The organism is Escherichia sp. HH091_1A (assembly GCF_030295175.1).
Classification (GTDB): domain Bacteria; phylum Pseudomonadota; class Gammaproteobacteria; order Enterobacterales; family Enterobacteriaceae; genus Escherichia; species Escherichia coli_F.
This window is the reverse complement of sequence record NZ_AP025747.1, coordinates 2491918-2514337: the sequence shown is the minus strand read 5'-3', so window position 1 is coordinate 2514337 and position 22420 is coordinate 2491918. Positions and strand designations below refer to the sequence as shown.

Genomic DNA, 22420 nt, shown 5'->3' with positions numbered 1-22420 from the left:
TAGATACTGTTATGGCCTGCAAGTTTTTTTCTACCCTGGTTTCCCAGATTGCAGGCATGCCAGACACAGCGCCGTCAGGCGCTGTTTTTTTCATCCCTTCCGCGATTTTTACGCAGCTACCGGATTATGCCGTGACGCATCGAACGGTACGCCTGACTTCAGCACTCCATACGCCACCTGTGCCAGCTTGCGCATCATCGCGCCGAGAATCACTTTTCCTTTCTTGCCATTAGCCGCCAGACGGTCGCGGAACGCCCGTCCCCACTCAGTCTTACTGGTGGCTACCATTGCAGGCATATACAACGCCCTGCGAAGCGACACATGTCCGGCTTTACTCAACCGGCTTGCCCCTCTCACACTACTGCCTGATTCATAACGCCGTGGTGTCAGACCCGCAAAAGCGGCGAACTGTCTGGCATGGGCGAAGCGGTCCTTCAGACCGATATAAGCCAGTAATACCGCAGATGTTTTCTCTCCGATACCCGGGATACTTTCCAGCAGTTTCCTGCGGTGTTTCATATCCGGATCATCGTCTGTCAGGTCTTTTATCTGCTTCTCAAGACGCTTCAGCTCTGCTTCAAGCCACAGAAGGTGAGCATCAATGCTCGGTCTCTGGACTTCCCGCGCCGTTTCAGTGCGGTTCAGTTCCTGCGTGTGCATATCTGTCAGCGCCTGGTGGCGTACTACCAGGGCACGCAACGCGCGTTCAAGCGGGTGAGGCGCTTCCCAGGCTGCAGGGCGCTTCTGACGACAGAACTCTGCCAGCATGCGCGCATCCACGGTATCAGTCTTGTTACGCAGTCCTTCACTCTGAGCGAAAGCTTTACCCAACGCAGGATTAATGACTGACACTATGTAGCCTGCATCGTAAAGGCACTCTGCGACAGGTTCCATATAGGTGCCGGTCGCTTCGATGCAGATATGCGCATGGTCAATCTTGTGACCCTTCAGCCAGCTCACCAGCTCATCGTGCCCTTTAGTGGTGTTAGCGAATTTTTTGGTGCGATGACGACCATCAGGACGCAACACATCGACATCCAGTTTCTCTTTAGCGGTGTCGATACCGATATAATGAAGTTCATGTTCCATCGTGAAACCAACCTTGCAAATACGGATTACCGGGAAAACCGGTCCATGATACTGTCCGGTTTATCACTTTGGGAGAAAGGCAGTCCGCTGCATAAATCTACGCAACAGGTTGAAAACCTAAGGCCCGATACGGCATGCGGACTGCAGGCAGAGAAAACTGGCCGATTTTCTCTGCACAGGAGGGATAATACAAGGCCCGATAAGCTTGCGCATCGGGCTATGGCTCCGGATGCGACAACAACATCGCATCCGCTAACCCCGCAACTCACTGATGCCGTTTACGCAGGTTCTCAATCACCGTCGTTAAATCCAAATCCTGATCCTGTAACAGCACCAGCAGGTGATACATCAAATCCGATGCCTCGTTGGTCAGCTCAAAGCGGTCATGTACCGTCGCGGCCAGTGCGGTTTCCACGCCTTCTTCGCCCACTTTCTGCGCAATACGTTTGGTGCCGCTGGCGTACAGTTTGGCGGTGTAGGAGGTTTCCGGATCGGCAGATTTGCGCTCGGCGAGCAGTTGTTCCAGTTGATACAGGAACAGCCACTGGTGAGCAGTGTCGCCGAAGCAGCTGCTGGTGCCTTTGTGGCAGGTCGGGCCGATGGGATTCGCCAGTACCAGTAACGTGTCGTTGTCGCAGTCCGGGGCAATACTCACTACGTTGAGGAAATTGCCGGACGTTTCACCTTTGGTCCACAGTCGCTGTTTAGTGCGCGAGAAGAAGGTGACTTTGCCGCTTTCGATGGTTTTGTCTAAGGCTTCCGGGTTCATATAGCCCAGCATTAACACTTCGCCGGATACCGCGTGTTGCACAATCACCGGCATCAGTCCGTCGGTTTTTTCCCAGTCCAGTTCGCGACATTGTTGTTCTGTTAACATATCCTGATCTCCACGCCCTGTGTTGCCAGGTACGCTTTTAATTCACCAATATTGATTATTTGTTTGTGGAATACAGAAGCTGCCAGCGCGCCGTCAACGTCGGCATCGCGGAAGGCTTCGAGGAAGTGTTCCATGGTGCCCGCGCCTCCGGAAGCAATCAGCGGGACGTGGCAAACTTCACGCACTTTTTTCAGTTGTTCCAGGTCGTAACCGTTACGCACGCCGTCCTGATTCATCATGTTGAGGACGATTTCTCCGGCACCGCGTTTTTGCACTTCCTGTACCCAGTCGAGTGTTTCCCACTGAGTAACGCGGGTGCGGCTTTCATCGCCGGTATATTGATTCACATGATATTTACCGGTTTCGGCGTCGTACCAGGTATCAATACCGACCACAATACACTGCACGCCAAAGCGATCCGCCAGGCGAGTAATTAACGTCGGGTCCGCCAGCGCAGGAGAGTTGATGGAGATTTTATCTGCACCAAAGGAAAGAATTTTCGCGGCGTCATCCAGCGACTTAATCCCACCCGCCACGCAGAACGGGATGTCGATCACTTCCGCCACGCGGGATACCCAGCTTTTATCTACCACGCGTCCATCACTGGAGGCTGTGATATCGTAGAACACCAGTTCGTCAGCGCCTTCTTCGGCGTAGCGTTTTGCCAGCGGCACGATATCGCCAATGATTTCATGGTTGCGAAACTGTACGCCTTTCACCACCTGACCATCACGAACGTCGAGACATGGAATTATGCGTTTTGCCAGCATGCGATGGCCTCCTTCACGGTGAATTTACCTTCCAGTAATGCCCGACCAACTATTACGCCGCGCACGCCAGTGCCACGCAGGGCAGCAACATCGTTAATGTCGCCAATGCCGCCGGAGGACTGAAATGCCACCTGCGGATATCTGGCGCACACTTCTTCATATAAAGAGACGTTAGAACCTGCCAGCGTGCCGTCGCGCGAGATATCGGTACACAGCACATGTTTCAGGCCGACGGGCAGATAGGTTTCCACCAGTTGTTCCAGCGAAACGCCCGAGTTCTCTTGCCAGCCGCTGAATGCCACCTGCTTGTTGCCTTGCTCGTCAATACGGACATCCAGCGCCAGCACCAAGGCATCGGCACCGAAGCGTTCAAACCAACCTTTCACCATTTCTGGTGATTTCACCGCGGTGGAGCCAACCACCACACGCGCAACGCCTGCTTCCAGTAACGCCGCCACGTCTTCTTCGCTACGCACGCCGCCGCCAACCTGCACTGGAACGTTAACACCCGCGACCAGGGTTTTAATCAGCGGGATTTGACGTTTAGCCGGATCTTTTGCCCCGGTCAGATCCACCAGGTGCAGTACTTCGGCACCCTGCGCGGCGTAATCCTGTAAGCGCGGCAGCGGGTCGTTACCGTAATCGCGCTGTTTGCCGTAATCGCCCTGATGGAGACGCACCACGGTGCCGTCGATTAAATCTAATGCCGGAATAATCATCACATCTCCAGGAAGTTTTTTAGCAACTTAGCGCCAGCGGCACCAGAACGCTCCGGGTGGAACTGCACGCCATAGAAGTTATCTTTTTGTACCGCCGCGGTGAACGGTTCGCCGTAGTTACACTGGGCGATGGTCCACGGATTGACCGGCATTGCGTAGCTGTGAACAAAGTAAAAGTACGCACCGTCTTCAATCCCCTGAAACAGGCGGTTGCCTGCCTGCGGGTAAACTCGATTCCAGCCCATATGCGGCAGCGGCAAACCAAAGTCGGTCATTTTCGGCACGTCTTCGTCGATGATGCCCAGCAAATCGACACCGTTGCTCTCTTCGCTGCGCCGCCCCAGCAGTTGCATCCCTAAGCAGATGCCCAGCACCGGTTGGGTACAGGCTTTGATGAGATCAAACAACTCGCGCTCACGCACCTGGTTCATCGCCGCTTGCGCGGTGCCAACGCCGGGTAAAAACAGTTTATCGGCCAGCAACACGACGTCCGGATCACGGCTAACTTTGGGTTCATAACCGTGACGCGCAATGGCAGACTTCACCGAGTTCAAATTGGCGCAGCCGGTATCAAGGATCACCACGTTCATTACAGCACTCCTTTCGACGAGGGTAGGGTGTCGCCTTCCACGCGGATAGCCTGGCGCAGGGTGCGACCAAAAGCTTTGAACAGACTCTCTACACGGTGGTGGTCGTTTTTACCTTTGGTTTTCAGGTGCAACGTCACGCCCATGGTGTAAGAGAGCGAACGGAAGAAGTGCTCGATCATTTCGGTGCTGAGATCGCCCACACGCTGGTAGGTAAACTCGGCTTTATATTCCAGGTGCGGGCGACCAGAGATATCCAGCGCGCAGCGGGCAAGGCATTCGTCCATCGGCAGTACAAAACCAAAGCGGCAAATACCGCGTTTGTCGCCAAGAGCTATTTTTAACGCTTCGCCCAGCGCCAGACCGGTATCTTCGACAGTGTGGTGATCGTCGATATAGAGGTCGCCTTTGACGTTGATTTCCATACGGAAACCGCCGTGGGTGGCGATCTGATCCAGCATGTGATCAAAGAAGCCAACGCCGGTGTTAATCTTGCTGCCACCTTCGCGATCCAGCCACACCTGGACGTCAATTTGCGTCTCTTTGGTGTTACGCACTACATGGGCGTAACGGTCTCGTTTAGTGAGTTGCTCGCCAATCATTGGCCAGTTCAGAGTTTTGCGGTCGTAGCGTAAACCATTAATGCCCATGTTTTCCGCCAGTTGAATATCGGTCGCGCGATCGCCAATCACATAACTGTTGGCGCGGTCCATCGCTTGCTCAGCCAGGTAACGCTCCACCAGTTTGACTTTCGGCTTACGGCAGTCGCACTCATCGGCGGGCAGGTGTGGGCAAATCAGCACTTCATCAAACTGCACGCCTTGCGAGGTGAAGATCTGCATCATCAGGTTGTGCGGGCCATCGAAATCCGCCTGCGGGAAACTTTGTGTTCCCAGACCATCCTGATTCGTGATCATCACCAGCTTGTAGCCCGCTTTTTGCAGCCTCAGCAGTTCCGGGATCACGCCCGGTTCAAAGGCGAGTTTGTCAAAACGGTCCACCTGAAAATCACTCGGCGGTTCGCTAATCAGGGTTCCATCGCGATCGATAAAAAGATACTTCTGACTCATCAAACTTGCTCCGCACGTAAGGCGTCAATGACGCGCTGGCTTTCTTCACGGGTTCCGACGGTAATTCGCAGGCAGCCGCTTAAAGAGGGTTGTTTATTCTGATCACGTAAGATAATGCCCTGATCCCACAAAGATTTAAACACTGCGCTGGAGGCTTTAAAGCGCGCCAGAATGTAGTTGGTTTCAGAGTCGAAAACCTGCTCCACGCAGGGGATCTCTTTCAGTGCGGCAATCAGGTATTCGCGTTCAGCAATAATTTGCGCCACTCGTTCGCGCATGGCGACGATTCCCTGCGGGCTTAACGCCTGGGCTGCAATATCGGCAACTGGCGTCGAGAGCGGGTAGGGGGCGATCACTTTCATCAGCAGGTTGATGACGTCTTCGTTTGCCAGCGTAAATCCGCAACGAAGCCCTGCCAGAGCAAAAGCTTTCGACAGTGTGCGCAAAATAGCCAGGTGCGGATATTCCGTCAGCCAGCCAGCCAGCGATGCCTGCGGGCAAAACTCTATATAGGCTTCATCGGCAACCACAATGGCTTTTCCGCGGGTTAGCTCCAGCAGAGTGCGAAAATCCTGCGGATTGATCAGTTGCCCGGTCGGGTTGTTGGGGCTGCAAACATAGACCACTTTTACGCCGTCCAGCTTGTCGGAAATGCCCTGCAAGTCCAGTTGCCAGTTGTCCAGCGTCGGCACTGTGCGGCACTCGACGCCAATGGTTTCAGCGCTGACGCTGTACATGCCGTACGTTGGCGGGCAGTAGAGGATGGCATCTTTACCTGGTTCGCAAAAAGCGCGGATCAGCAGTTCAATACCTTCGTCCGCGCCACGGCTGACCAGCACCTGTTCCGGTTTTACGCCTGAATATTGCGCGTAATTTTCAATCACCGCTTTCGGCTGGCATTCCGGGTAGCGGTTGAGCGTTTGCTGAGTGAGCTGAAACTCCACGGCTGTGGGATATTCGTTGGCGTTCAGCCAGACGTCGCCGTTACCGCCCAGACGACGCGCCGACTGATACGGCGTCAGGTTGCGGACGTTTTCACGCGCTAAATCGGTAATAGTCACGGTGCTCATGCTTGCTCCTTAAGGGCGTTAACACGCAAAGTAACGGCATTTTTGTGGGCAGTCAGGCGCTCGGCGGCGGCCAGTGTTTCAATGGTCGAAGCCAGCGTGGAAAAGCCTTCTTTCGACAGTTCCTGTACGGTCATGCGTTTCTGGAAATCTGCCAGCCCGAGGCTGGAACAGGTGGCGGTGTAACCGTAAGTCGGCAGCACGTGGTTGGTGCCGGAGGCGTAATCACCTGCCGATTCCGGTGACCAGTCACCGAGAAATACCGAACCGGCGCTGGTAATGCCATCGACCAGTTCGCGGGCGTTGCGGGTCTGAATGATCAGGTGCTCCGGGCCGTACTGGTTGGAGATCTCCACGCACTGCGCTAAATCGTTGGTTACGATCAGGCGGCTGGCGCTCAGTGCCTGACGGGCGGTTTCGGCTCGCGGCAGTTCTGCCAGCTGGCGTTCGACGGCTTCGGCAACGCGACGCGCCATATCAGCATCAGGAGTCAGTAAAATCACCTGTGAATCCGGGCCGTGTTCAGCCTGAGAGAGCAAATCAGAAGCCACGAAATCCGGCGTAGCGCCGTTGTCAGCAATCACCAGCACTTCCGACGGGCCTGCCGGCATATCGATCGCCGCACCGTCCAGACGCTGGCTCACCTGACGTTTTGCCTCGGTGACAAAGGCGTTGCCAGGCCCGAAGATTTTGTCCACTTTCGGCACGGATTCTGTACCAAACGCCAGTGCGGCAATGGCTTGTGCGCCACCGACGTTAAACACGTCCTGCACGCCGCACAGCTGCGCCGCGTAAAGAATTTCATCGGCAATCGGCGGCGGTGAGCACAACACTACTTTTTTACAGCCTGCTATACGCGCCGGAGTTGCCAGCATTAATACCGTTGAGAAGAGCGGTGCGGAGCCGCCAGGAATATACAAACCCACTGAAGCCACCGGGCGCGTGACTTGCTGGCAACGAACGCCAGGCTGAGTTTCAACATCTACCGGCGGCAGCTTTTGCGCAGTGTGGAAGGTTTCAATATTCTTTACTGCCACCGCCATCGCCTGTTTTAGCTCGTCGCTCAGGCGTTCGCTGGCAGCGGCGATCTCATCCGCAGATACCTTCAGCGCGGTAACCGTGGTTTTATCAAACTTCGCGCTGTATTCCCGCAAGGCCTCATCGCCACGCGTTTTCACGTTATCGAGAATATCGTTAACAGTGCGGGTAATGCTTACAGAGGCGGAGATCGCCGGGCGCATTAACAGCTGGCGTTGTTGCTCCGCAGTACAGCTATTCCAGTCAATGATTGTGTTAAAGCTCATGGCGATCACTCCATCATCTTCTCAATCGGCAGGACCAGGATTGAACTGGCACCCAGCGCTTTCAGTTTTTCCATCGTTTCCCAGAACAGGGTTTCGCTGCTGACCATGTGCATCGCTACGCGCTGTTGATCACCCGCCAGCGGTAGAATGGTTGGGCGTTCGGCACCTGGCAGCAGGGCGATGACTTCATCCAGTCGGTCGGTTGGTGCGTGCATCATGATGTATTTTGATTCGCGCGCCTGGATCACGCCCTGAATACGCGTCAGCAGTTTGTCGATCAGTTGCTGTTTGGATTCTTCCATTTCGCCATCGCGTTGGATCAGGCAGGCTTTCGAGCGGTAGATAACTTCGACTTCGCGCAGGCCGTTAGCTTCCAGCGTGGCACCGGTGGAAACCAGATCGCAAATCGCATCCGCCAGTCCGGCGCGCGGCGCAACTTCGACAGAACCGTTCAGTAAGCAGGATTTAAAAGAGATGCCTTTCTGATCGAGATAACGCTTGAGCAGGTGAGGATAAGAGGTGGCGATACGTTTACCGTTTAAGGAGAGCGGGCCGTCCCAGGCTTCATCAACCGGCGTTGCCAGCGAAAGGCGACAGCCGCCGAAATCCAGACGACGCAGAGTAAAGTAGCGAGGATCTTCACCCTGGGCGCGGCGGTTAAGCAGCTCTTCTTCCAGCACGTTTTCGCCGATAATCCCAAGGTCAACCACGCCGTCCATTACCAGACCGGGAATGTCGTCGTCACGTACGCGCAGAATATCAATCGGCATGTTTTCTGCCATCGCGATCAGGCGCTGGGTGTGAAGATTGATTTTAATGCCACAGCGCGCCAGCAATTCGCGTGAGTCATCACTTAAACGGCCGGATTTCTGCATAGCTATGCGTAAACGAGTGTTGTCTGTCATTTTCTTATTCCTCTTTAAACCTGTCTGAACCGTTATCAACCGCGCAATAAAAAAGCCCCCGGAAGGTGATCTTCCGGGGGCTTTCTCATGCGTTCATGCACCACTGGAAGATCTGAATGTCTTCCAGCACACATCGCCTGAAAGACTAGTCAGGATGATGGTGATGATGGTGGTGTTTAAATTGAACGCGTGTCATATAAGTCTCTGTGAATGTTTATTCAACTGATGTCTTTTAACCTAAACCACTTTCACGTTAGAAAGCAAGGGCTTTTTTATATATTTTATGGCGATGGATTTGTTTAATGAATGAGCGGGGAAAGGAGAGGGCCAGGAGTGGCTGCGTTAAAAAAGTAATCGTGAAAATATGTCTTTAAAACCCTCAAGAACATTGTGTTCTGTAACTAAAGTGGGCTTGGTTCCTGCCGGATGCGGCGTGAATGCCTTATCTGGTCTACAAATGTTGCCTAAATTCAATATATTGATGTTTTTGTAGGACTGATAAGCGGAGCGCATCAGGCAATTGTATATTTGCTAACAGTTTCGATTTCATTCATAGAATGAATTGTCAGTTTTGATACGCTAGCGTAGCCTTATAGATCTAAGGTGTATCAGGAGATAACGGATGAAAAAGGTCGCAATTGTCGGGTTAGGGTGGTTAGGCATGCCGCTGGCGATGTCACTTTCAGCGCGAGGCTGGCAAGTCACCGGGAGTAAAACCACACAAGATGGCGTCGAAGCGGCCCGAATGAGTGGCATTGATAGTTATCTGCTTCGCATGGAACCTGAGTTAGTTTGCGATTCTGACGATCTGGATGCCCTGATGGATGCTGATGCGCTGGTCATCACGCTTCCGGCACGTCGTAGCGGCCCCGGCGATGAGTTCTATTTACAAGCGGTACAAGAGTTAGTGGATAGTGCGCTGGCTCATCATATTCCCCGCATTATTTTTACCAGCTCAACGTCTGTCTATGGCGACGCACAAGGCACCGTTAAAGAAACCACCCCGCGTAATCCGGTGACCAACAGTGGACGAGTATTAAAAGAACTTGAAGACTGGCTGCACAATTTACCCGGTACTTCAGTCGATATTCTGCGTCTTGCGGGCCTGGTCGGGCCGGAACGTCATCCTGGTCGCTTTTTTGCCGGAAAAACCGCGCCTGATGGTGAACATGGTGTCAATTTAGTCCATTTAGAAGATGTTATTGGCGCTATCACCCTGTTGTTACAGGCACCTAAAGGCGGACACATCTATAATATATGTGCGCCAGCTCACCCTGCGCGTAATGTTTTCTATCCGCAGATGGCCCGTTTACTGGGACTGGAACCTCCGCAGTTCAGAAATAGTCTGGACAGCGGCAAAGGTAAGATTATTGATGGCAGTCGGATTTGTAATGAACTGGGATTTGAATACCAGTATCCCGATCCGCTGGTAATGCCGCTGGAGTAAACGATCACGCCAGCAGGACGCCGCATGCACTGCAAGGGGGCGTGTATGAAACCACTGCTGGATGTGTTGATGATCCTCGATGCCTTAGAAAAAGAAGGCAGTTTTGCGGCGGCGTCGGCCAAACTCTATAAGACGCCGTCCGCTCTGAGTTACAGCGTTCACAAGCTGGAAAGCGACCTTAACATTCAATTGCTTGATCGTAGCGGTCACCGCGCTAAATTCACCCGCACCGGAAAAATGTTATTAGAGAAGGGGCGGGAAGTTCTGCATACCGTGCGAGAACTGGAAAAGCAGGCGATAAAACTGCATGAAGGCTGGGAAAACGAGCTGGTGATTGGCGTGGACGACACCTTCCCTTTTTCTCTTCTCGCGCCACTCATTGAAGCTTTTTATCAACATCATAGCGTGACGCGCCTGAAGTTTATCAATGGCGTGCTCGGTGGTTCCTGGGATGCCCTGACTCAGGGACGAGCGGATATTATTGTTGGTGCGATGCATGAGCCACCATCTTCCAGTGAGTTTGGTTTTTCACGGTTGGGCGATCTTGAACAAGTCTTTGCGGTCGCGCCCCATCATCCGTTAGCCCAGGAAGAAGAACCGTTAAACCGTCGTATCATTAAGCGATATAGGGCGATTGTGGTAGGGGATACTGCGCAGGCAGGCGCTTCTACGGCCTCGCAACTTCTCGACGAACAAGAAGCCATTACCGTTTTCGATTTTAAAACCAAGCTGGAGCTGCAAATTAGCGGCCTCGGCTGCGGCTATTTACCCCGTTATCTGGCGCAACGTTTTCTCGATAGTGGCGCGTTAATCGAGAAGAAAGTGGTCGCCCAAACTCTCTTTGAACCTGTCTGGATTGGCTGGAGCGAACAGACCGCAGGACTTGCCAGCGCCTGGTGGCGAGACGAGATTTTAGCAAATAGTGCGATCGCCGGTGTTTATGCAAAATCTGATGACGGAAAATCAGCCATTTAAAGAAAAATTATTATGACAAGCCTCTCATTCTCTTGTCATTTCCCCCCCATTTAGGCACAATGCGCCGCTGTCAAAAAATGACTAAAAACCGACGTTTAATTAGCGTCGGTTATTTTTTGCTTCAAACCAATCATTCATACCAAGAGGCCGGGCTTCGTACCGGATAGATATTTACTAAAAATCGACAGTTGTTGTCGCTGAGGAATCCAAAAAAATGGGGCAATTTTTTGCTTACGCGACGGTTATTACCGTAAAGGAGAATGACCATGTCGCATAACGTTACTCCAAACACCTCTCGCGTGGAATTGCGTAAAACGCTTACGTTAGTTCCGGTTGTAATGATGGGTCTTGCCTATATGCAGCCGATGACGCTGTTTGATACATTTGGTATCGTTTCAGGCCTCACGGATGGTCATGTGCCGACAGCCTATGCGTTCGCATTGATTGCGATCCTGTTTACGGCTCTCAGCTACGGGAAGCTGGTTCGCCGCTATCCTTCTGCTGGCTCTGCATACACCTACGCCCAGAAATCCATTAGCCCGACCGTCGGCTTTATGGTGGGTTGGTCTTCTCTGCTCGACTATCTGTTCGCGCCGATGATCAACATTCTGCTGGCGAAAATCTATTTTGAAGCTCTGGTGCCTTCCATCCCATCGTGGATGTTTGTGGTGGCGCTGGTGGCCTTTATGACCGCCTTTAACCTGCGTAGTCTGAAATCCGTAGCGAACTTCAACACCGTCATCGTGGTGTTGCAGGTAGTGCTGATCGCGGTAATTCTGGGCATGGTAGTTTACGGCGTATTTGAAGGTGAAGGCGCTGGTACGCTGGCGAGCACTCGTCCGTTCTGGTCTGGCGATGCGCATGTTATCCCGATGATTACCGGGGCGACAATCCTGTGCTTCTCCTTTACCGGCTTTGACGGCATCAGCAACTTGTCGGAAGAAACCAAAGATGCAGAGCGCGTGATCCCGCGTGCAATTTTCCTGACCGCGCTGATCGGCGGCATGATCTTCATCTTTGCAACTTACTTCCTGCAACTGTACTTCCCGGATATCTCTCGCTTTAAAGATCCGGATGCGTCACAGCCAGAAATCATGCTGTATGTTGCGGGTAAAGCGTTCCAGGTCGGCGCGCTGATCTTCTCCACCATTACCGTACTGGCGTCCGGTATGGCGGCGCACGCAGGCGTAGCGCGTCTGATGTACGTAATGGGTCGTGACGGCGTGTTCCCGAAAAGCTTCTTCGGTTATGTACACCCGAAATGGCGTACTCCGGCGATGAATATCATCCTGGTTGGCGCGATTGCCCTGCTGGCAATCAACTTTGACCTGGTAATGGCAACGGCGCTGATTAACTTTGGTGCGCTGGTGGCGTTCACCTTCGTTAACCTGTCGGTTATCTCGCAGTTCTGGATCCGTGAGAAGCGTAACAAGACGCTGAAAGATCACTTCCAGTATCTGTTCCTACCGATGTGTGGTGCGCTGACTGTAGGTGCGCTGTGGGTTAACCTGGAAGAAAGCTCAATGGTTCTGGGTCTGATCTGGGCGGCAATCGGCCTGATTTACCTGGCTTGTGTCACCAAGAGCTTCCGTAACCCGGTTCCGCAGTACGAAGACGTTGCATAATCTTACAAGCCGGATGACATAATCATCCGGTAAATCTCAAAAAGCCGGAGTTTATCGCTCCGGTTTTTTTTGTTTCAGACGATCTCTTCCGCGTACTGCCAAAGCGCTTTTAACAGCGCCACTTTCTCTTTGTCATCGGCATATTGTTGTGCCAGCATCTGCAATTCATCAGCATAGCCCTGCAAAAACTCTGGCGTGAAAACCTGGCGGCGGTGCTCCAGCCAGCGTTGCTGCTCGGCATAATCCAGCGTCCCCGGGAAGTTGCGCGCCCGATAATTGAACAACAGCTTTTCAATCCGTTTATCAACAAAAGTGATATCCAGTGCCGGTAAATTACGCGGCTCGGTTTCCAGCACAATTTTCATTGCTGCACGATCGGCGTCACTGAAAAAGCCATTATAAAGCTGTGCATCCACGTTATCTGAAGGCGTAAACGGTTCGGCTTCGGCGAATATCGCCACCACTTTTTCACGCACTTGCGGATTTTCACGCAGAATTTTCAGGTTATCGAGGCAATGCTGACGATTAATTCCCAGTCGGTCGGCATCTTCCGGGCGTAGCGTATTCGCCTGGGCCAGCACCGGACATTTATTGATATGCACCAGTTTAACCGGAACGGCGGCGTTATCGCCAAGATCGGCTTTTGTGGTATATAGACGCTCGCGCAATGTGTCGCTATCCAGTTCCAGTAATGGCGAAATGTCTCCTGCCAAATCCACCATAATTACGGCATTGCGATTTTCAGGATGCCACGCCAGCGGTGCTACCCAGCTGGTATTGCCACGCCATGCCCCAAACATTCCGGAAACGTGAACCAGGGGTTTCATCTGCGGAACATCAATCAACGCCATCAGTTTGTGTTTATTGCGATGGGTAAAGAGATAATCAAACAGGCGTGGCTGACGCATTTTTACCAGCTTTGCCATCGCAATAGTGGCGTACACATCAGCCATCGCATCGTGGGCGTTGCTATGTTCAATACCATTCGCTTTGGTTAAATGCTCAAGGCGAAAGCTCGGTAGACCGTCATCATTTTCAGGCCAGTTTATTCCTTCCGGGCGCAGGGCATAACAGGCACGCATAACATCCAGTAAATCCCAGCGCGAGTTATCATGCTGCCAGCTCCAGGCGTAAGGATCGTAGAAATTACGATAAAAAACGTTGCGTGTGACTTCGTCGTCGAAACGCACATTGTTGTAGCCCAGAATACAGGTCTTCGGTACGGTAAAAAGCGAGTGAATACGGGCGGCAAACGCGGCTTCGTTTTCTCCTTTCGCCCGTGCTTCCTGCGGGGTAATACCGGTAATTAATACTGCTCCAGGCTGGGGTAAATAGTCATCCGCGGGCTTGCAGTAAAAGACTTCGGGTTCGCCGATGACATTGAATTCGTTATCAGTGCGAATGGCTGCGAACTGTGCAGGGCGATCTAACGCGGGGTGCGTTCCAAAGGTTTCGTAATCGTGAAACAAAAAGGTAGATTGTTGCTTACCGTCATTCATCATTAGGTTAAATCCGTTATTTCTGCTGTCTGCCAGAGTATCAAATATCACCGTGCTAATCAGCTTTAGCGCGACAATTTGGCAGCGAGTGGCAACAGATCATGTCAGATAAAAATGCGAGGGTAGTCACATTTTCTTGCACTTTATTCCAGCCAGTTCATAAGTATTTCCGTAAAAAGAACAGCTATTTGAAACTCCTGAGGGTTTGCTGTTGAAACGCCGTCTTATTATTGCTGCTTCTTTGTTCGTTTTTAACTTATCGTCTGGTTTTGCGGCGGAAAACATTCCTTTTTCACCTCAGCCTCCAGAGATTCATGCCGGGTCCTGGGTACTGATGGATTACACCACCGGACAGATCCTCACCGCGGGTAATGAGCATCAACAGCGCAATCCCGCCAGCCTGACAAAGCTGATGACGGGCTATGTCGTGGATCGCGCTATCGATAGTCATCGCATTACGCCAGACGATATTGTCACCGTGGGGCGTGATGCGTGGGCGAAAGATAATCCGGTGTTTGTCGGTTCTTCACTGATGTTTTTGAAAGAGGGCGATCGCGTATCGGTACGTGATTTAAGCCGTGGTTTAATTGTGGATTCCGGAAATGACGCTTGTGTTGCACTGGCTGACTATATTGCCGGTGGGCAACGGCAGTTTGTTGAAATGATGAACAACTATGCCGAGAAGCTGCATCTCAAGGATACGCATTTTGAAACAGTGCATGGTCTGGATGCACCAGGCCAGCATAGCTCGGCTTATGATTTAGCTGTGCTTTCTCGCGCTATCATCCACGGCGAGCCCGAGTTTTATCATATGTACAGTGAGAAAAGCCTCACCTGGAACGGTATTACCCAGCAAAACCGTAACGGGTTATTGTGGGATAAAACCATGAATGTTGACGGCCTGAAAACGGGTCATACTTCTGGTGCCGGGTTTAATCTCATTGCTTCGGCTGTAGACGGGCAGCGTCGCCTCATTGCAGTGGTAATGGGTGCTGACAGCGCAAAAGGTCGTGAGGACGAGGCAAGAAAATTACTGCGTTGGGGGCAACAAAACTTTACTACGGTGCAAATTTTGCACCGTGGGAAAAAGGTCGGTACGGAACGCATCTGGTATGGTGATAAAGAAAATATCGCCCTGGGAACGGAACAAGAGTTCTGGATGGTGCTACCGAAAGCCGAAATTCCACATATCAAAGCCAAATATACCCTTGATGGTAAAGAACTCACTGCGCCAATTAGCGCCCATCAGCGGGTAGGGGAAATTGAACTTTACGACCGTGATAAACAGGTGGCTGAACCGCCCCGGAAATCCTGGAGACTAAACTCCCTGAGAAAGAGGTAAACAGGATGACTAAAAATACTCGTTTTTCCCCCGAAGTCCGTCAGCGGGCGATTCGTATGGTTCTGGAAAGTCAGGATGAATATGACTCACAGTGGGCGGCAATTTGTTCCATTGCCCCAAAGATTGGCTGTACGCCGGAGACTCTGCGTGTCTGGGTTCGCCAGCATGAGCGGGATACCGGGGGCGGTGATGGTGGGCTCACCAGCGCTGAACGTCAGCGTCTGAAAGAGCTGGAACGTGAAAATCGTGAACTGCGCCGCAGTAACGATATCCTTCGCCAGGCTTCCGCTTATTTTGCGAAGGCGGAGTTCGACCGCCTCTGGAAAAAATGATGCCACTGCTGGATAAGCTGCGTGAGCAGTACGGGGTCGGACCGGTATGCAGCGAACTGCATATTGCCCCGTCAACGTATTACCATTGTCAGCAACAGCGACATCATCCGGATAAACGCAGTGCCCGTGCGCAGCACGATGACTGGCTGAAGAGAGAGATACAGCGCGTATACGATGAAAATCATCAGGTGTACGGTGTGCGTAAAGTCTGGCGTCAGTTGTTACGGGAAGGAATCAGGGTGGCCAGATGTACAGTGGCGCGCCTCATGGCGGTTATGGGACTTGCCGGTGTTCTCCGGGGTAAAAAGGTCCGCACTACCGTCAGCCGGAAAACCGTTGCCACAGGTGACCGCGTAAACCGTCAGTTCGTGGCAGAACGTCCTGACCAGCTGTGGGTGGCTGATTTTACTTACGTCAGCACATGGCAGGGCTTCGTCTATGTGGCGTTTATCATTGATGTGTTTGCCGGATACATCGTGGGGTGGCGGGTCTCATCGTCTATGGAAACGACATTCGTGCTGGATGCGCTGGAGCAGGCGTTGTGGGCCCGTCGTCCGTCTGGCACCATCCATCACAGCGATAAAGGCTCTCAGTATGTGTCACTGGCCTATACGGAGCGACTAAAAGAAGCCGGATTACTGGCATCAACAGGGAGTACAGGCGACTCGTATGACAACGCGATGGCTGAGAGCATCAATGGTCTTTACAAAGCGGAGGTAATACACCGTAAGAGCTGGAAAAACCGTGCAGAAGTGGAACTGGCCACACTAACGTGGGTGGACTGGTATAACAATCGACGATTGCTGGGAAGGCTGGGCCATACTCCTCCGGCAGAAGCAGAAAAAGCTTATTATGCTTCCATCGGAAACAATGATCTGGCAGCCTGAGTTCACAGATAAAACACTCTCCAGGAAACCCGGGGCGGTTCAGGCGCACTGGCCGCTGGTTACCCTGGAATCTGTCGGGGAAGGCAGCATGTTTTCCCGCCTGAGTGATTATTTCCACCATAAGGCCTGACCTTTCTTTTGCAGCAGACTGGCAGGAGTGCGAGTCTGCTCGCATAATCAACACTCATTCCTTGTGGTTTTAATATTGCAACTATACTGTATATAAAAACAGTATTAATGGAGGCGTCATGAACTACGAGATTAAGCAGGAAGATAAACGTACCGTTGCAGGTTTCCATCTCGTTGGCCCGTGGGAACAGACGGTAAAGAAAGGCTTTGAGCAGTTGATGATGTGGGTAGATAGCAAAAATATTGTGCCGAAGGAGTGGGTTGCTGTCTATTACGACAATCCAGATGAAACACCCGCCGAAAAATTACGCTGCGACACCGTCGTGACGGTGCCGAATAACTTTACGCTCCCTGAAAACAGTGAGGGCGTCATTCTGACAGAAATTTCAGGTGGTCAGTATGCGGTGGCGGTGGCGCGTGTAGTCGATGATGATTTTGCTAAACCCTGGTATCAATTCTTTAATAGCCTCTTGCAGGACAGTGCTTATGAAATGTTACCAAAGCCCTGCTTCGAGGTTTACTTGAACAATGGCGCGGAAGAGGGGTACTGGGATATCGAAATGTATGTTGCGGTGCAGCCAAAACATCACTAATTCATCTCAGGGCGGTGTGTTGACGCGAAGACCACTCTTTTTTTGAAAGCGAAAAGAGTAAGATGCGCCTTTCAAATTTTTCGCTCCTGCCGGGAAATTACACTGTTCCCGGTATGTCCGTCGGATAATTCAGGGGCGCGTCTTCTGGCCGACAGATGTGTTATGAGCGCTTTTAATCTTCATTAACGGAGTTTCTGCGTGCGTGCCGATAAGTCATTAAGCCCGTTTGAAATCCGGGTATACCGCCATTACCGCATTGTGCATGGTACTCGGGTCGCGCTGGCATTCCTGCTCACTTTTCTCATTATCCGCCTGTTTACTATCCCGGAAAGCACCTGGCCGCTGGTCACCATGGTGGTGATTATGGGGCCAATCTCGTTCTGGGGTAACGTTGTCCCTCGCGCATTCGAACGTATTGGCGGTACGGTGTTGGGGTCGATTTTAGGTCTTATCGCTCTGCAACTGGAGTTAATCTCGTTACCGCTGATGTTAGTCTGGTGCGCGGCGGCTATGTTTCTTTGTGGTTGGCTGGCGCTGGGCAAGAAACCGTATCAAGGTTTATTGATTGGGGTGACTCTGGCAATTGTTGTTGGTTCCCCGACAGGTGAAATTGATACGGCGTTATGGCGAAGCGGCGATGTGATCCTCGGCTCTTTACTGGCAATGTTGTTTACCGGCATCTGGCCACAACGGGCGTTCATCCACTGGCGCATTCAACTGGCAAAAAGTCTGACCGAGTATAATCGGGTCTTGTATTATCCCTCCTGTGCAGAGAAAATCGGCCAGTTTTCTCTGCCTGCAGTCCGCATGCCGTATCGGGCCTTAGGTTTTCAACCTGTTGCGTAGATTTATGCAGCGGACTGCCTTTCTCCCAAAGTGATAAACCGGACAGTATCATGGACCGGTTTTCCCGGTAATCCGTATTTGCAAGGTTGGTTTCACGATGGAACATGAACTTCATTATATCGGTATCGACACCGCTAAAGAGAAACTGGATGTCGATGTGTTGCGTCCTGATGGTCGTCATCGCACCAAAAAATTCGCTAACACCACTAAAGGGCACGATGAGCTGGTGAGCTGGCTGAAGGGTCACAAGATTGACCATGCGCATATCTGCATCGAAGCGACCGGCACCTATATGGAACCTGTCGCAGAGTGCCTTTACGATGCAGGCTACATAGTGTCAGTCATTAATCCTGCGTTGGGTAAAGCTTTCGCTCAGAGTGAAGGACTGCGTAACAAGACTGATACCGTGGATGCGCGCATGCTGGCAGAGTTCTGTCGTCAGAAGCGCCCTGCAGCCTGGGAAGCGCCTCACCCGCTTGAACGCGCGTTGCGTGCCCTGGTAGTACGCCACCAGGCGCTGACAGATATGCACACGCAGGAACTGAACCGCACTGAAACGGCGCGGGAAGTCCAGAGACCGAGCATTGATGCTCACCTTCTGTGGCTTGAAGCAGAGCTGAAGCGTCTTGAGAAGCAGATAAAAGACCTGACAGACGATGATCCGGATATGAAACACCGCAGGAAACTGCTGGAAAGTATCCCGGGTATCGGAGAGAAAACATCTGCGGTATTACTGGCTTATATCGGTCTGAAGGACCGCTTCGCCCATGCCAGACAGTTCGCCGCTTTTGCGGGTCTGACACCACGGCGTTATGAATCAGGCAGTAGTGTGAGAGGGGCAAGCCGGTTGAGTAAAGCCGGACATGTGTCGCTTCGCAGGGCGTTGTATATGCCTGCAATGGTAGCCACCAGTAAGACTGAGTGGGGACGGGCGTTCCGCGACCGTCTGGCGGCTAATGGCAAGAAAGGAAAAGTGATTCTCGGCGCGATGATGCGCAAGCTGGCACAGGTGGCGTATGGAGTGCTGAAGTCAGGCGTACCGTTCGATGCGTCACGGCATAATCCGGTAGCTGCGTAAAAATCGCGGAAGGGATGAAAAAAACAGCGCCTGACGGCGCTGTGTCTGGCATGCCTGCAATCTGGGAAACCAGGGTAGAAAAAAACTTGCAGGCCATAACAGTATCTATCAATCTGCATTCTCACCGAACTTACTCGAACGCCCGCGTCTGGAAAGCCATCTACAAAAACTCCTGACCGATGCCGTGAAAATGCGTGGGCTGATTGCGCCCGCCAGCAAAGAAACCCGTATTCCAAAATCGATATATGAAGGTATCCAGACCATTAATCGCAATCTGGTTTGTATGCTGGAGTTGCAAATCAATGCATACTGGGCCACGCGCCCCAGCCATTTCGTGTTATTGAACGCGCAAAAACTTCGTGATACCCAGCACATGATGCAGCAAATACTGCTGAGCCTTGTTCATGCGCTGTACGAAGGTAATCCGCAGCCGGTTTTTGCCAATACGGAAAAATTGAACGATGCTGTGGAAGAGCTGCGTCAGTTGCTTGACAACCACCATGACCTGAAGGTCGTGGAAACACCAATTTATGGCTATGTGTGGCTGAACATGGAAACGGCACATCAGCTTGAGTTGCTATCGAATCTGATTTGCCGGGCCTTGCGCAAATAATTCCTGAACTTCAGAATCATCTTGCTGCTGCTTCGATTCAGCAAGGATAAAGGGTATGATAGTGAAAAGGGATAAAAGCATTGTCATCTGCGGCAGCTATGAGTAATGTTGGCCCTAACGAATAGCGGTTGCTTAAACGAATCCGACTCTCACATTATCAGGGGTATAAAAATGGAAACTACCAAGCCTTCATTCCAGGATGTACTGGAATTTGTTCGTCTGTTCCGTCGTAAGAACAAACTGCAACGTGAAATTCAGGACGTTGAGAAAAAGATCCGTGACAACCAGAAGCGCGTCCTGCTGCTGGACAACCTGAGTGATTACATCAAGCCGGGGATGAGCGTTGAAGCAATCCAGGGCATCATCGCCAGCATGAAAGGTGACTATGAAGATCGCGTTGACGATTACATCATCAAAAATGCCGAGCTCTCCAAAGAACGCCGCGATATCTCCAAAAAGCTGAAAGCTATGGGCGAAATGAAAAACGGCGAAGCGAAGTAATTCCTGTTTTATTCAATGAGGGTTGCCCGGTAACCCTCATTGCTCATTGCTCATTGTTTCTTTTCTGTGTATCACCGTCATCATTCCCATCTGATAACCTATTGAAATTAGCGATAGCCTTCTTCTGTATGCAGCAAGGCAAAAAGTTCTGCAACTCCATTGTTATTAACCGCACTGGTTACTAACACATTGTGCGCTCCAGCTTCCCGTAACCAACTTTTCACCAAAGATATTTGTTCCATGCTGGCTAAATCTGCTTTGGTGACTACTCCAACTACAGGGCGATTCATTGACGAGGTAAAGCCTGGCGAAAAAGGGGACCACGGTGCGTCCGCATTAAGTACCAGCGCGATAATGTCTGCTTCGCAGGCACTGACCAACAATGCACTGTAAAGGCGGCGATTTTATTGGTGAGGACTGGCAGCAAGATTTCCAGCCTTTTGACGGTGGGCCTGTGCAATCGTTATCAGATTCGTATAGCGATTATTCAGTGCTGCTATTGATAGCAGCTGAAAGCGAGATATCCGTACCAGAATGGCTCCCTCATTCTGAGGGAACGACGGTAATTTTGATTGCAGAACACAATGCCCGTTTGCTGACTGGTCCGGTTGGTGGGGCTGTAGCATTGATCCATTATCTGAATGAAATCTGTCATTCCAGAGAAACCGCTGTCAATGACGCATTTTGTCGGACGTTAACACGAGGAAGTCTGGCTATTCCGCAATGCCATCTTCTTTCGTAATGGATTGAGAATGCTGGATTTTTAATTATATTACGCGCAGTATTAATCGCGTAAATGTTTTGCGGTCAGCAACGGTGGGGGATCCATTGTTCTGTTCAATGAATACCATCATACAATTGAATCAGGAGTCGGTAGGATGATTTTGGTGACGGGGGGCGCACGGAGCGGGAAGAGTCGCCACGCAGAGGCGCTTATTGGGGACTCTTCACAGGTTCTGTATATCGCCACCTCGCAAATCCTTGATGATGAGATGGCTGCACGGATAGAACATCATCGGCAAGGCCGCCCTGCTCACTGGCGCACAGTGGAGCGCTGGCAACATCTTGATGAATTAATTCATGCAGACATTAACCCGAATGAGGCTGTGTTGCTGGAATGCGTTACCACAATGGTGACTAATCTGTTGTTTGATTATGGCGGCGATAAAGACCCTGATGAATGGGATTATCAGGCGATGGAACAGGCGATTAATGCTGAGATTCAGTCGTTGATTGCTGCCTGCCAACGTTGCCCCGCAAAGGTTGTATTAGTGACTAACGAAGTGGGAATGGGGATTGTGCCGGAGAGTCGTCTGGCACGACATTTTCGTGATATTGCCGGGCGGGTAAATCAGCAGCTGGCCGCTGCGGCAAATGAAGTATGGCTGGTGGTTTCGGGTATTGGAGTAAAAATCAAATGAGTAAATTATTTTGGGCGATGCTCTCATTTATTACGCGTCTGCCTGTACCGCGTCGCTGGTCCCAGGGACTGGATTTCGAGCATTATTCTCGCGGTATTATTACTTTTCCTTTAATTGGATTATTGCTTGGCGCGATTAGCGGGCTGGTCTTCATGGTGCTGCAGGCATGGTGTGGCGTACCACTGGCGGCATTGTTTAGCGTACTTGTGCTGGCGCTGATGACCGGGGGATTCCACCTGGACGGCCTCGCTGATACCTGTGATGGCGTATTTTCTGCACGTAGCCGCGATCGCATGTTGGAAATCATGCGTGATAGCCGTTTAGGCACCCACGGCGGTCTGGCATTGATTTTTGTTGTACTGGCAAAGATTCTGGTGTTAAGCGAGCTGGCTTTGCGTGGCGAACCGATCCTTGCATCACTGGCGGCAGCATGTGCGGTCAGCCGTGGGACTGCCGCATTATTGATGTATCGTCATCGTTATGCCCGGGAAGAAGGGCTTGGCAATGTGTTCATTGGCAAAATTGATGGGCGACAAACCTGCGTCACACTCGGTTTAGCCGCTATTTTTGCTGCCGTATTATTGCCAGGTATGCATGGTGTGGCTGCTATGGTGGTGACGATGGTGGCGATTTTCATCCTCGGTCAGCTTCTCAAACGTACGCTGGGCGGGCAAACCGGCGATACGCTGGGGGCAGCCATAGAGCTTGGCGAACTGATCTTTCTGCTGGCGCTGCTATAAAGAG

Annotated in this window: 22 protein-coding genes, 5 pseudogenes and 2 other annotated features; of the genes and pseudogenes, 15 read left to right on the top strand and 12 right to left on the bottom strand. The window is 51.8% G+C overall.

Going from position 1 to position 22420, the window contains the following annotated elements:
* Positions 1–108: 108 nt before the first annotated feature.
* From QUF14_RS12740 to hisL, 10 genes are all read right to left on the bottom strand, one after another.
* Positions 109–1089, bottom strand: a complete 981-nt coding sequence (locus QUF14_RS12740; protein WP_000399629.1) for an IS110-like element IS621 family transposase — start codon at positions 1087–1089, stop codon at positions 109–111.
* Positions 1090–1354: 265 nt separating this feature from the next.
* Positions 1355–1966 carry a bifunctional phosphoribosyl-AMP cyclohydrolase/phosphoribosyl-ATP diphosphatase HisIE gene (hisIE, locus tag QUF14_RS12735; protein WP_000954828.1) on the bottom strand — a complete coding sequence of 204 codons (612 nt, stop codon included), beginning with the start codon at positions 1964–1966 and terminating at the stop codon, positions 1355–1357.
* On the bottom strand, positions 1960–2736 hold the full coding sequence (gene hisF / locus QUF14_RS12730) for an imidazole glycerol phosphate synthase subunit HisF (protein ID WP_000880156.1): 777 nt from the start codon (positions 2734–2736) through the stop codon (positions 1960–1962). Before hisF ends, hisIE begins: the two co-directional genes overlap by 7 nt.
* The gene (gene hisA, locus QUF14_RS12725) at positions 2718–3455 is read right to left on the bottom strand and encodes a 1-(5-phosphoribosyl)-5-[(5-phosphoribosylamino)methylideneamino]imidazole-4-carboxamide isomerase (RefSeq protein ID WP_100734038.1); all 738 of its coding nucleotides are present in this window, start codon (positions 3453–3455) and stop codon (positions 2718–2720) included. The genes hisF and hisA overlap by 19 nt, the downstream gene beginning before the upstream one ends.
* Entirely contained in the window at positions 3455–4045 is a 591-nt protein-coding gene (gene hisH, locus QUF14_RS12720) for an imidazole glycerol phosphate synthase subunit HisH (RefSeq protein WP_100734037.1), read from the bottom strand. Before hisH ends, hisA begins: the two co-directional genes overlap by 1 nt.
* Complete coding sequence (hisB, locus tag QUF14_RS12715; protein ID WP_100734036.1) at positions 4045–5112, bottom strand: bifunctional histidinol-phosphatase/imidazoleglycerol-phosphate dehydratase HisB; 1068 nt, start codon at positions 5110–5112, stop codon at positions 4045–4047. The genes hisH and hisB overlap by 1 nt, the downstream gene beginning before the upstream one ends.
* Positions 5112–6182: a histidinol-phosphate transaminase gene (hisC, locus tag QUF14_RS12710; protein ID WP_000108983.1), complete on the bottom strand. Its 1071-nt coding sequence runs from the start codon at positions 6180–6182 to the stop codon at positions 5112–5114. The genes hisB and hisC overlap by 1 nt, the downstream gene beginning before the upstream one ends.
* Complete coding sequence (gene hisD / locus QUF14_RS12705; protein ID WP_024212123.1) at positions 6179–7483, bottom strand: histidinol dehydrogenase; 1305 nt, start codon at positions 7481–7483, stop codon at positions 6179–6181. The genes hisC and hisD overlap by 4 nt, the downstream gene beginning before the upstream one ends.
* A 5-nt stretch (positions 7484–7488) precedes the next feature.
* Positions 7489–8388 (bottom strand): ATP phosphoribosyltransferase, encoded by a 900-nt coding sequence (gene hisG / locus QUF14_RS12700; RefSeq protein WP_000131779.1) that lies wholly within the window; start codon positions 8386–8388, stop codon positions 7489–7491.
* Between the two features lie 46 nt (positions 8389–8434).
* Positions 8435–8558: a sequence feature (His leader region), on the bottom strand.
* On the bottom strand, positions 8534–8584 hold the full coding sequence (gene hisL / locus QUF14_RS12695; RefSeq protein ID WP_001364200.1) for a his operon leader peptide: 51 nt from the start codon (positions 8582–8584) through the stop codon (positions 8534–8536). (Overlaps the previous feature by 25 nt.)
* 426 nt (positions 8585–9010) lie before the next feature.
* Between hisL and QUF14_RS12690 the strand changes: the two genes are divergently transcribed.
* From QUF14_RS12690 to plaP, 4 genes are all read left to right on the top strand, one after another.
* Entirely contained in the window at positions 9011–9835 is an 825-nt protein-coding gene (locus QUF14_RS12690; RefSeq protein ID WP_000754726.1) for an SDR family oxidoreductase, read from the top strand.
* Positions 9836–9880: 45 nt separating this feature from the next.
* Complete coding sequence (locus tag QUF14_RS12685) at positions 9881–10810, top strand: LysR substrate-binding domain-containing protein (protein WP_100734035.1); 930 nt, start codon at positions 9881–9883, stop codon at positions 10808–10810.
* A 214-nt stretch (positions 10811–11024) separates the two neighbouring features.
* Positions 11025–11087: a membrane protein YoeI gene (gene yoeI, locus QUF14_RS12680; protein ID WP_010723108.1), complete on the top strand. Its 63-nt coding sequence runs from the start codon at positions 11025–11027 to the stop codon at positions 11085–11087.
* Positions 11077–12435: a putrescine/proton symporter PlaP gene (plaP, locus tag QUF14_RS12675; RefSeq protein WP_000019197.1), complete on the top strand. Its 1359-nt coding sequence runs from the start codon at positions 11077–11079 to the stop codon at positions 12433–12435. Before yoeI ends, plaP begins: the two co-directional genes overlap by 11 nt.
* A gap of 74 nt (positions 12436–12509) precedes the next feature.
* On the opposite strand, the gene sbcB is transcribed toward plaP, so the two are convergent.
* The gene (gene sbcB, locus QUF14_RS12670; protein ID WP_100734034.1) at positions 12510–13937 is read right to left on the bottom strand and encodes an exodeoxyribonuclease I; all 1428 of its coding nucleotides are present in this window, start codon (positions 13935–13937) and stop codon (positions 12510–12512) included.
* 208 nt (positions 13938–14145) lie between these two features.
* Between sbcB and dacD the strand changes: the two are divergent.
* From dacD to QUF14_RS12635, 8 genes and pseudogenes are all read left to right on the top strand, one after another.
* Positions 14146–15237 (top strand): annotated as a pseudogene (gene dacD, locus QUF14_RS12665) (serine-type D-Ala-D-Ala carboxypeptidase DacD); the annotation flags it as partial.
* Between the two features lie 44 nt (positions 15238–15281).
* Positions 15282–16495 (top strand): IS3 family transposase gene (locus QUF14_RS12660; protein ID WP_371829233.1). Its coding sequence is split into 2 segments (ribosomal slippage): positions 15282–15570 and positions 15570–16495, totalling 1215 coding nucleotides; the frame shifts between segments, so codons are not numbered across the junction.
* Positions 15563–15679: a sequence feature (AL1L pseudoknot), on the top strand. Its footprint overlaps the gene before it by 117 nt.
* A 43-nt stretch (positions 16496–16538) precedes the next feature.
* Positions 16539–16625 (top strand): annotated as a pseudogene (locus QUF14_RS29040) (hypothetical protein); the annotation flags it as partial.
* 118 nt (positions 16626–16743) lie between these two features.
* A complete protein-coding gene (gene sbmC / locus QUF14_RS12655) occupies positions 16744–17217 on the top strand; it encodes a DNA gyrase inhibitor SbmC (protein ID WP_001105391.1) in 474 nt (157 codons plus the stop codon).
* 198 nt (positions 17218–17415) lie between these two features.
* A pseudogene (locus tag QUF14_RS12650) lies at positions 17416–17967 on the top strand (FUSC family protein); the annotation flags it as partial.
* A gap of 193 nt (positions 17968–18160) precedes the next feature.
* Positions 18161–19141 (top strand): IS110-like element IS621 family transposase, encoded by a 981-nt coding sequence (locus QUF14_RS12645; protein ID WP_000399629.1) that lies wholly within the window; start codon positions 18161–18163, stop codon positions 19139–19141.
* Between the two features lie 97 nt (positions 19142–19238).
* A pseudogene (locus QUF14_RS12640) lies at positions 19239–19754 on the top strand (FUSC family protein); the annotation flags it as partial.
* Between the two features lie 171 nt (positions 19755–19925).
* On the top strand, positions 19926–20255 hold the full coding sequence (locus QUF14_RS12635) for a DUF496 family protein (RefSeq protein ID WP_000450409.1): 330 nt from the start codon (positions 19926–19928) through the stop codon (positions 20253–20255).
* A gap of 107 nt (positions 20256–20362) precedes the next feature.
* Here QUF14_RS12635 and QUF14_RS12630 read toward each other — a convergent pair.
* Positions 20363–20659, bottom strand: a pseudogene (locus QUF14_RS12630) (EutP/PduV family microcompartment system protein); the annotation flags it as partial.
* On the opposite strand from QUF14_RS12630, the gene QUF14_RS12625 reads away from it, so the two are divergent.
* The 3 genes from QUF14_RS12625 (at position 20638) to cobS (ending at position 22416) form a co-directional block, all read left to right on the top strand.
* Positions 20638–20997 (top strand): hypothetical protein, encoded by a 360-nt coding sequence (locus tag QUF14_RS12625; protein WP_000543511.1) that lies wholly within the window; start codon positions 20638–20640, stop codon positions 20995–20997. The pseudogene QUF14_RS12630 and the gene QUF14_RS12625 overlap by 22 nt on opposite strands.
* A gap of 136 nt (positions 20998–21133) precedes the next feature.
* Positions 21134–21676, top strand: a complete 543-nt coding sequence (gene cobU / locus QUF14_RS12620; RefSeq protein ID WP_000604785.1) for a bifunctional adenosylcobinamide kinase/adenosylcobinamide-phosphate guanylyltransferase — start codon at positions 21134–21136, stop codon at positions 21674–21676.
* On the top strand, positions 21673–22416 hold the full coding sequence (cobS, locus tag QUF14_RS12615; RefSeq protein WP_024212257.1) for an adenosylcobinamide-GDP ribazoletransferase: 744 nt from the start codon (positions 21673–21675) through the stop codon (positions 22414–22416). The genes cobU and cobS overlap by 4 nt, the downstream gene beginning before the upstream one ends.
* Positions 22417–22420 lie beyond the last annotated feature (4 nt).

Coding starts and splice junctions, on each gene's coding strand:
- QUF14_RS12690 (WP_000754726.1), top strand. CDS start 9,011: ATGAAAAAGGTCGCAATTGTCGGGTTAGGGTGGTTAGGCATGCCGCTG.
- QUF14_RS12645 (WP_000399629.1), top strand. CDS start 18,161: ATGGAACATGAACTTCATTATATCGGTATCGACACCGCTAAAGAGAAA.
- QUF14_RS12740 (WP_000399629.1), bottom strand. CDS start 1,089: ATGGAACATGAACTTCATTATATCGGTATCGACACCGCTAAAGAGAAA.
- cobU (WP_000604785.1), top strand. CDS start 21,134: ATGATTTTGGTGACGGGGGGCGCACGGAGCGGGAAGAGTCGCCACGCA.
- plaP (WP_000019197.1), top strand. CDS start 11,077: ATGTCGCATAACGTTACTCCAAACACCTCTCGCGTGGAATTGCGTAAA.
- QUF14_RS12685 (WP_100734035.1), top strand. CDS start 9,881: ATGAAACCACTGCTGGATGTGTTGATGATCCTCGATGCCTTAGAAAAA.
- hisIE (WP_000954828.1), bottom strand. CDS start 1,966: ATGTTAACAGAACAACAATGTCGCGAACTGGACTGGGAAAAAACCGAC.
- sbmC (WP_001105391.1), top strand. CDS start 16,744: ATGAACTACGAGATTAAGCAGGAAGATAAACGTACCGTTGCAGGTTTC.
- QUF14_RS12625 (WP_000543511.1), top strand. CDS start 20,638: ATGCACTGTAAAGGCGGCGATTTTATTGGTGAGGACTGGCAGCAAGAT.
- cobS (WP_024212257.1), top strand. CDS start 21,673: ATGAGTAAATTATTTTGGGCGATGCTCTCATTTATTACGCGTCTGCCT.
- sbcB (WP_100734034.1), bottom strand. CDS start 13,937: ATGATGAATGACGGTAAGCAACAATCTACCTTTTTGTTTCACGATTAC.
- hisA (WP_100734038.1), bottom strand. CDS start 3,455: ATGATTATTCCGGCATTAGATTTAATCGACGGCACCGTGGTGCGTCTC.
- hisD (WP_024212123.1), bottom strand. CDS start 7,483: ATGAGCTTTAACACAATCATTGACTGGAATAGCTGTACTGCGGAGCAA.
- hisC (WP_000108983.1), bottom strand. CDS start 6,182: ATGAGCACCGTGACTATTACCGATTTAGCGCGTGAAAACGTCCGCAAC.
- hisB (WP_100734036.1), bottom strand. CDS start 5,112: ATGAGTCAGAAGTATCTTTTTATCGATCGCGATGGAACCCTGATTAGC.
- hisH (WP_100734037.1), bottom strand. CDS start 4,045: ATGAACGTGGTGATCCTTGATACCGGCTGCGCCAATTTGAACTCGGTG.
- hisG (WP_000131779.1), bottom strand. CDS start 8,388: ATGACAGACAACACTCGTTTACGCATAGCTATGCAGAAATCCGGCCGT.
- hisF (WP_000880156.1), bottom strand. CDS start 2,736: ATGCTGGCAAAACGCATAATTCCATGTCTCGACGTTCGTGATGGTCAG.
- QUF14_RS12635 (WP_000450409.1), top strand. CDS start 19,926: ATGGAAACTACCAAGCCTTCATTCCAGGATGTACTGGAATTTGTTCGT.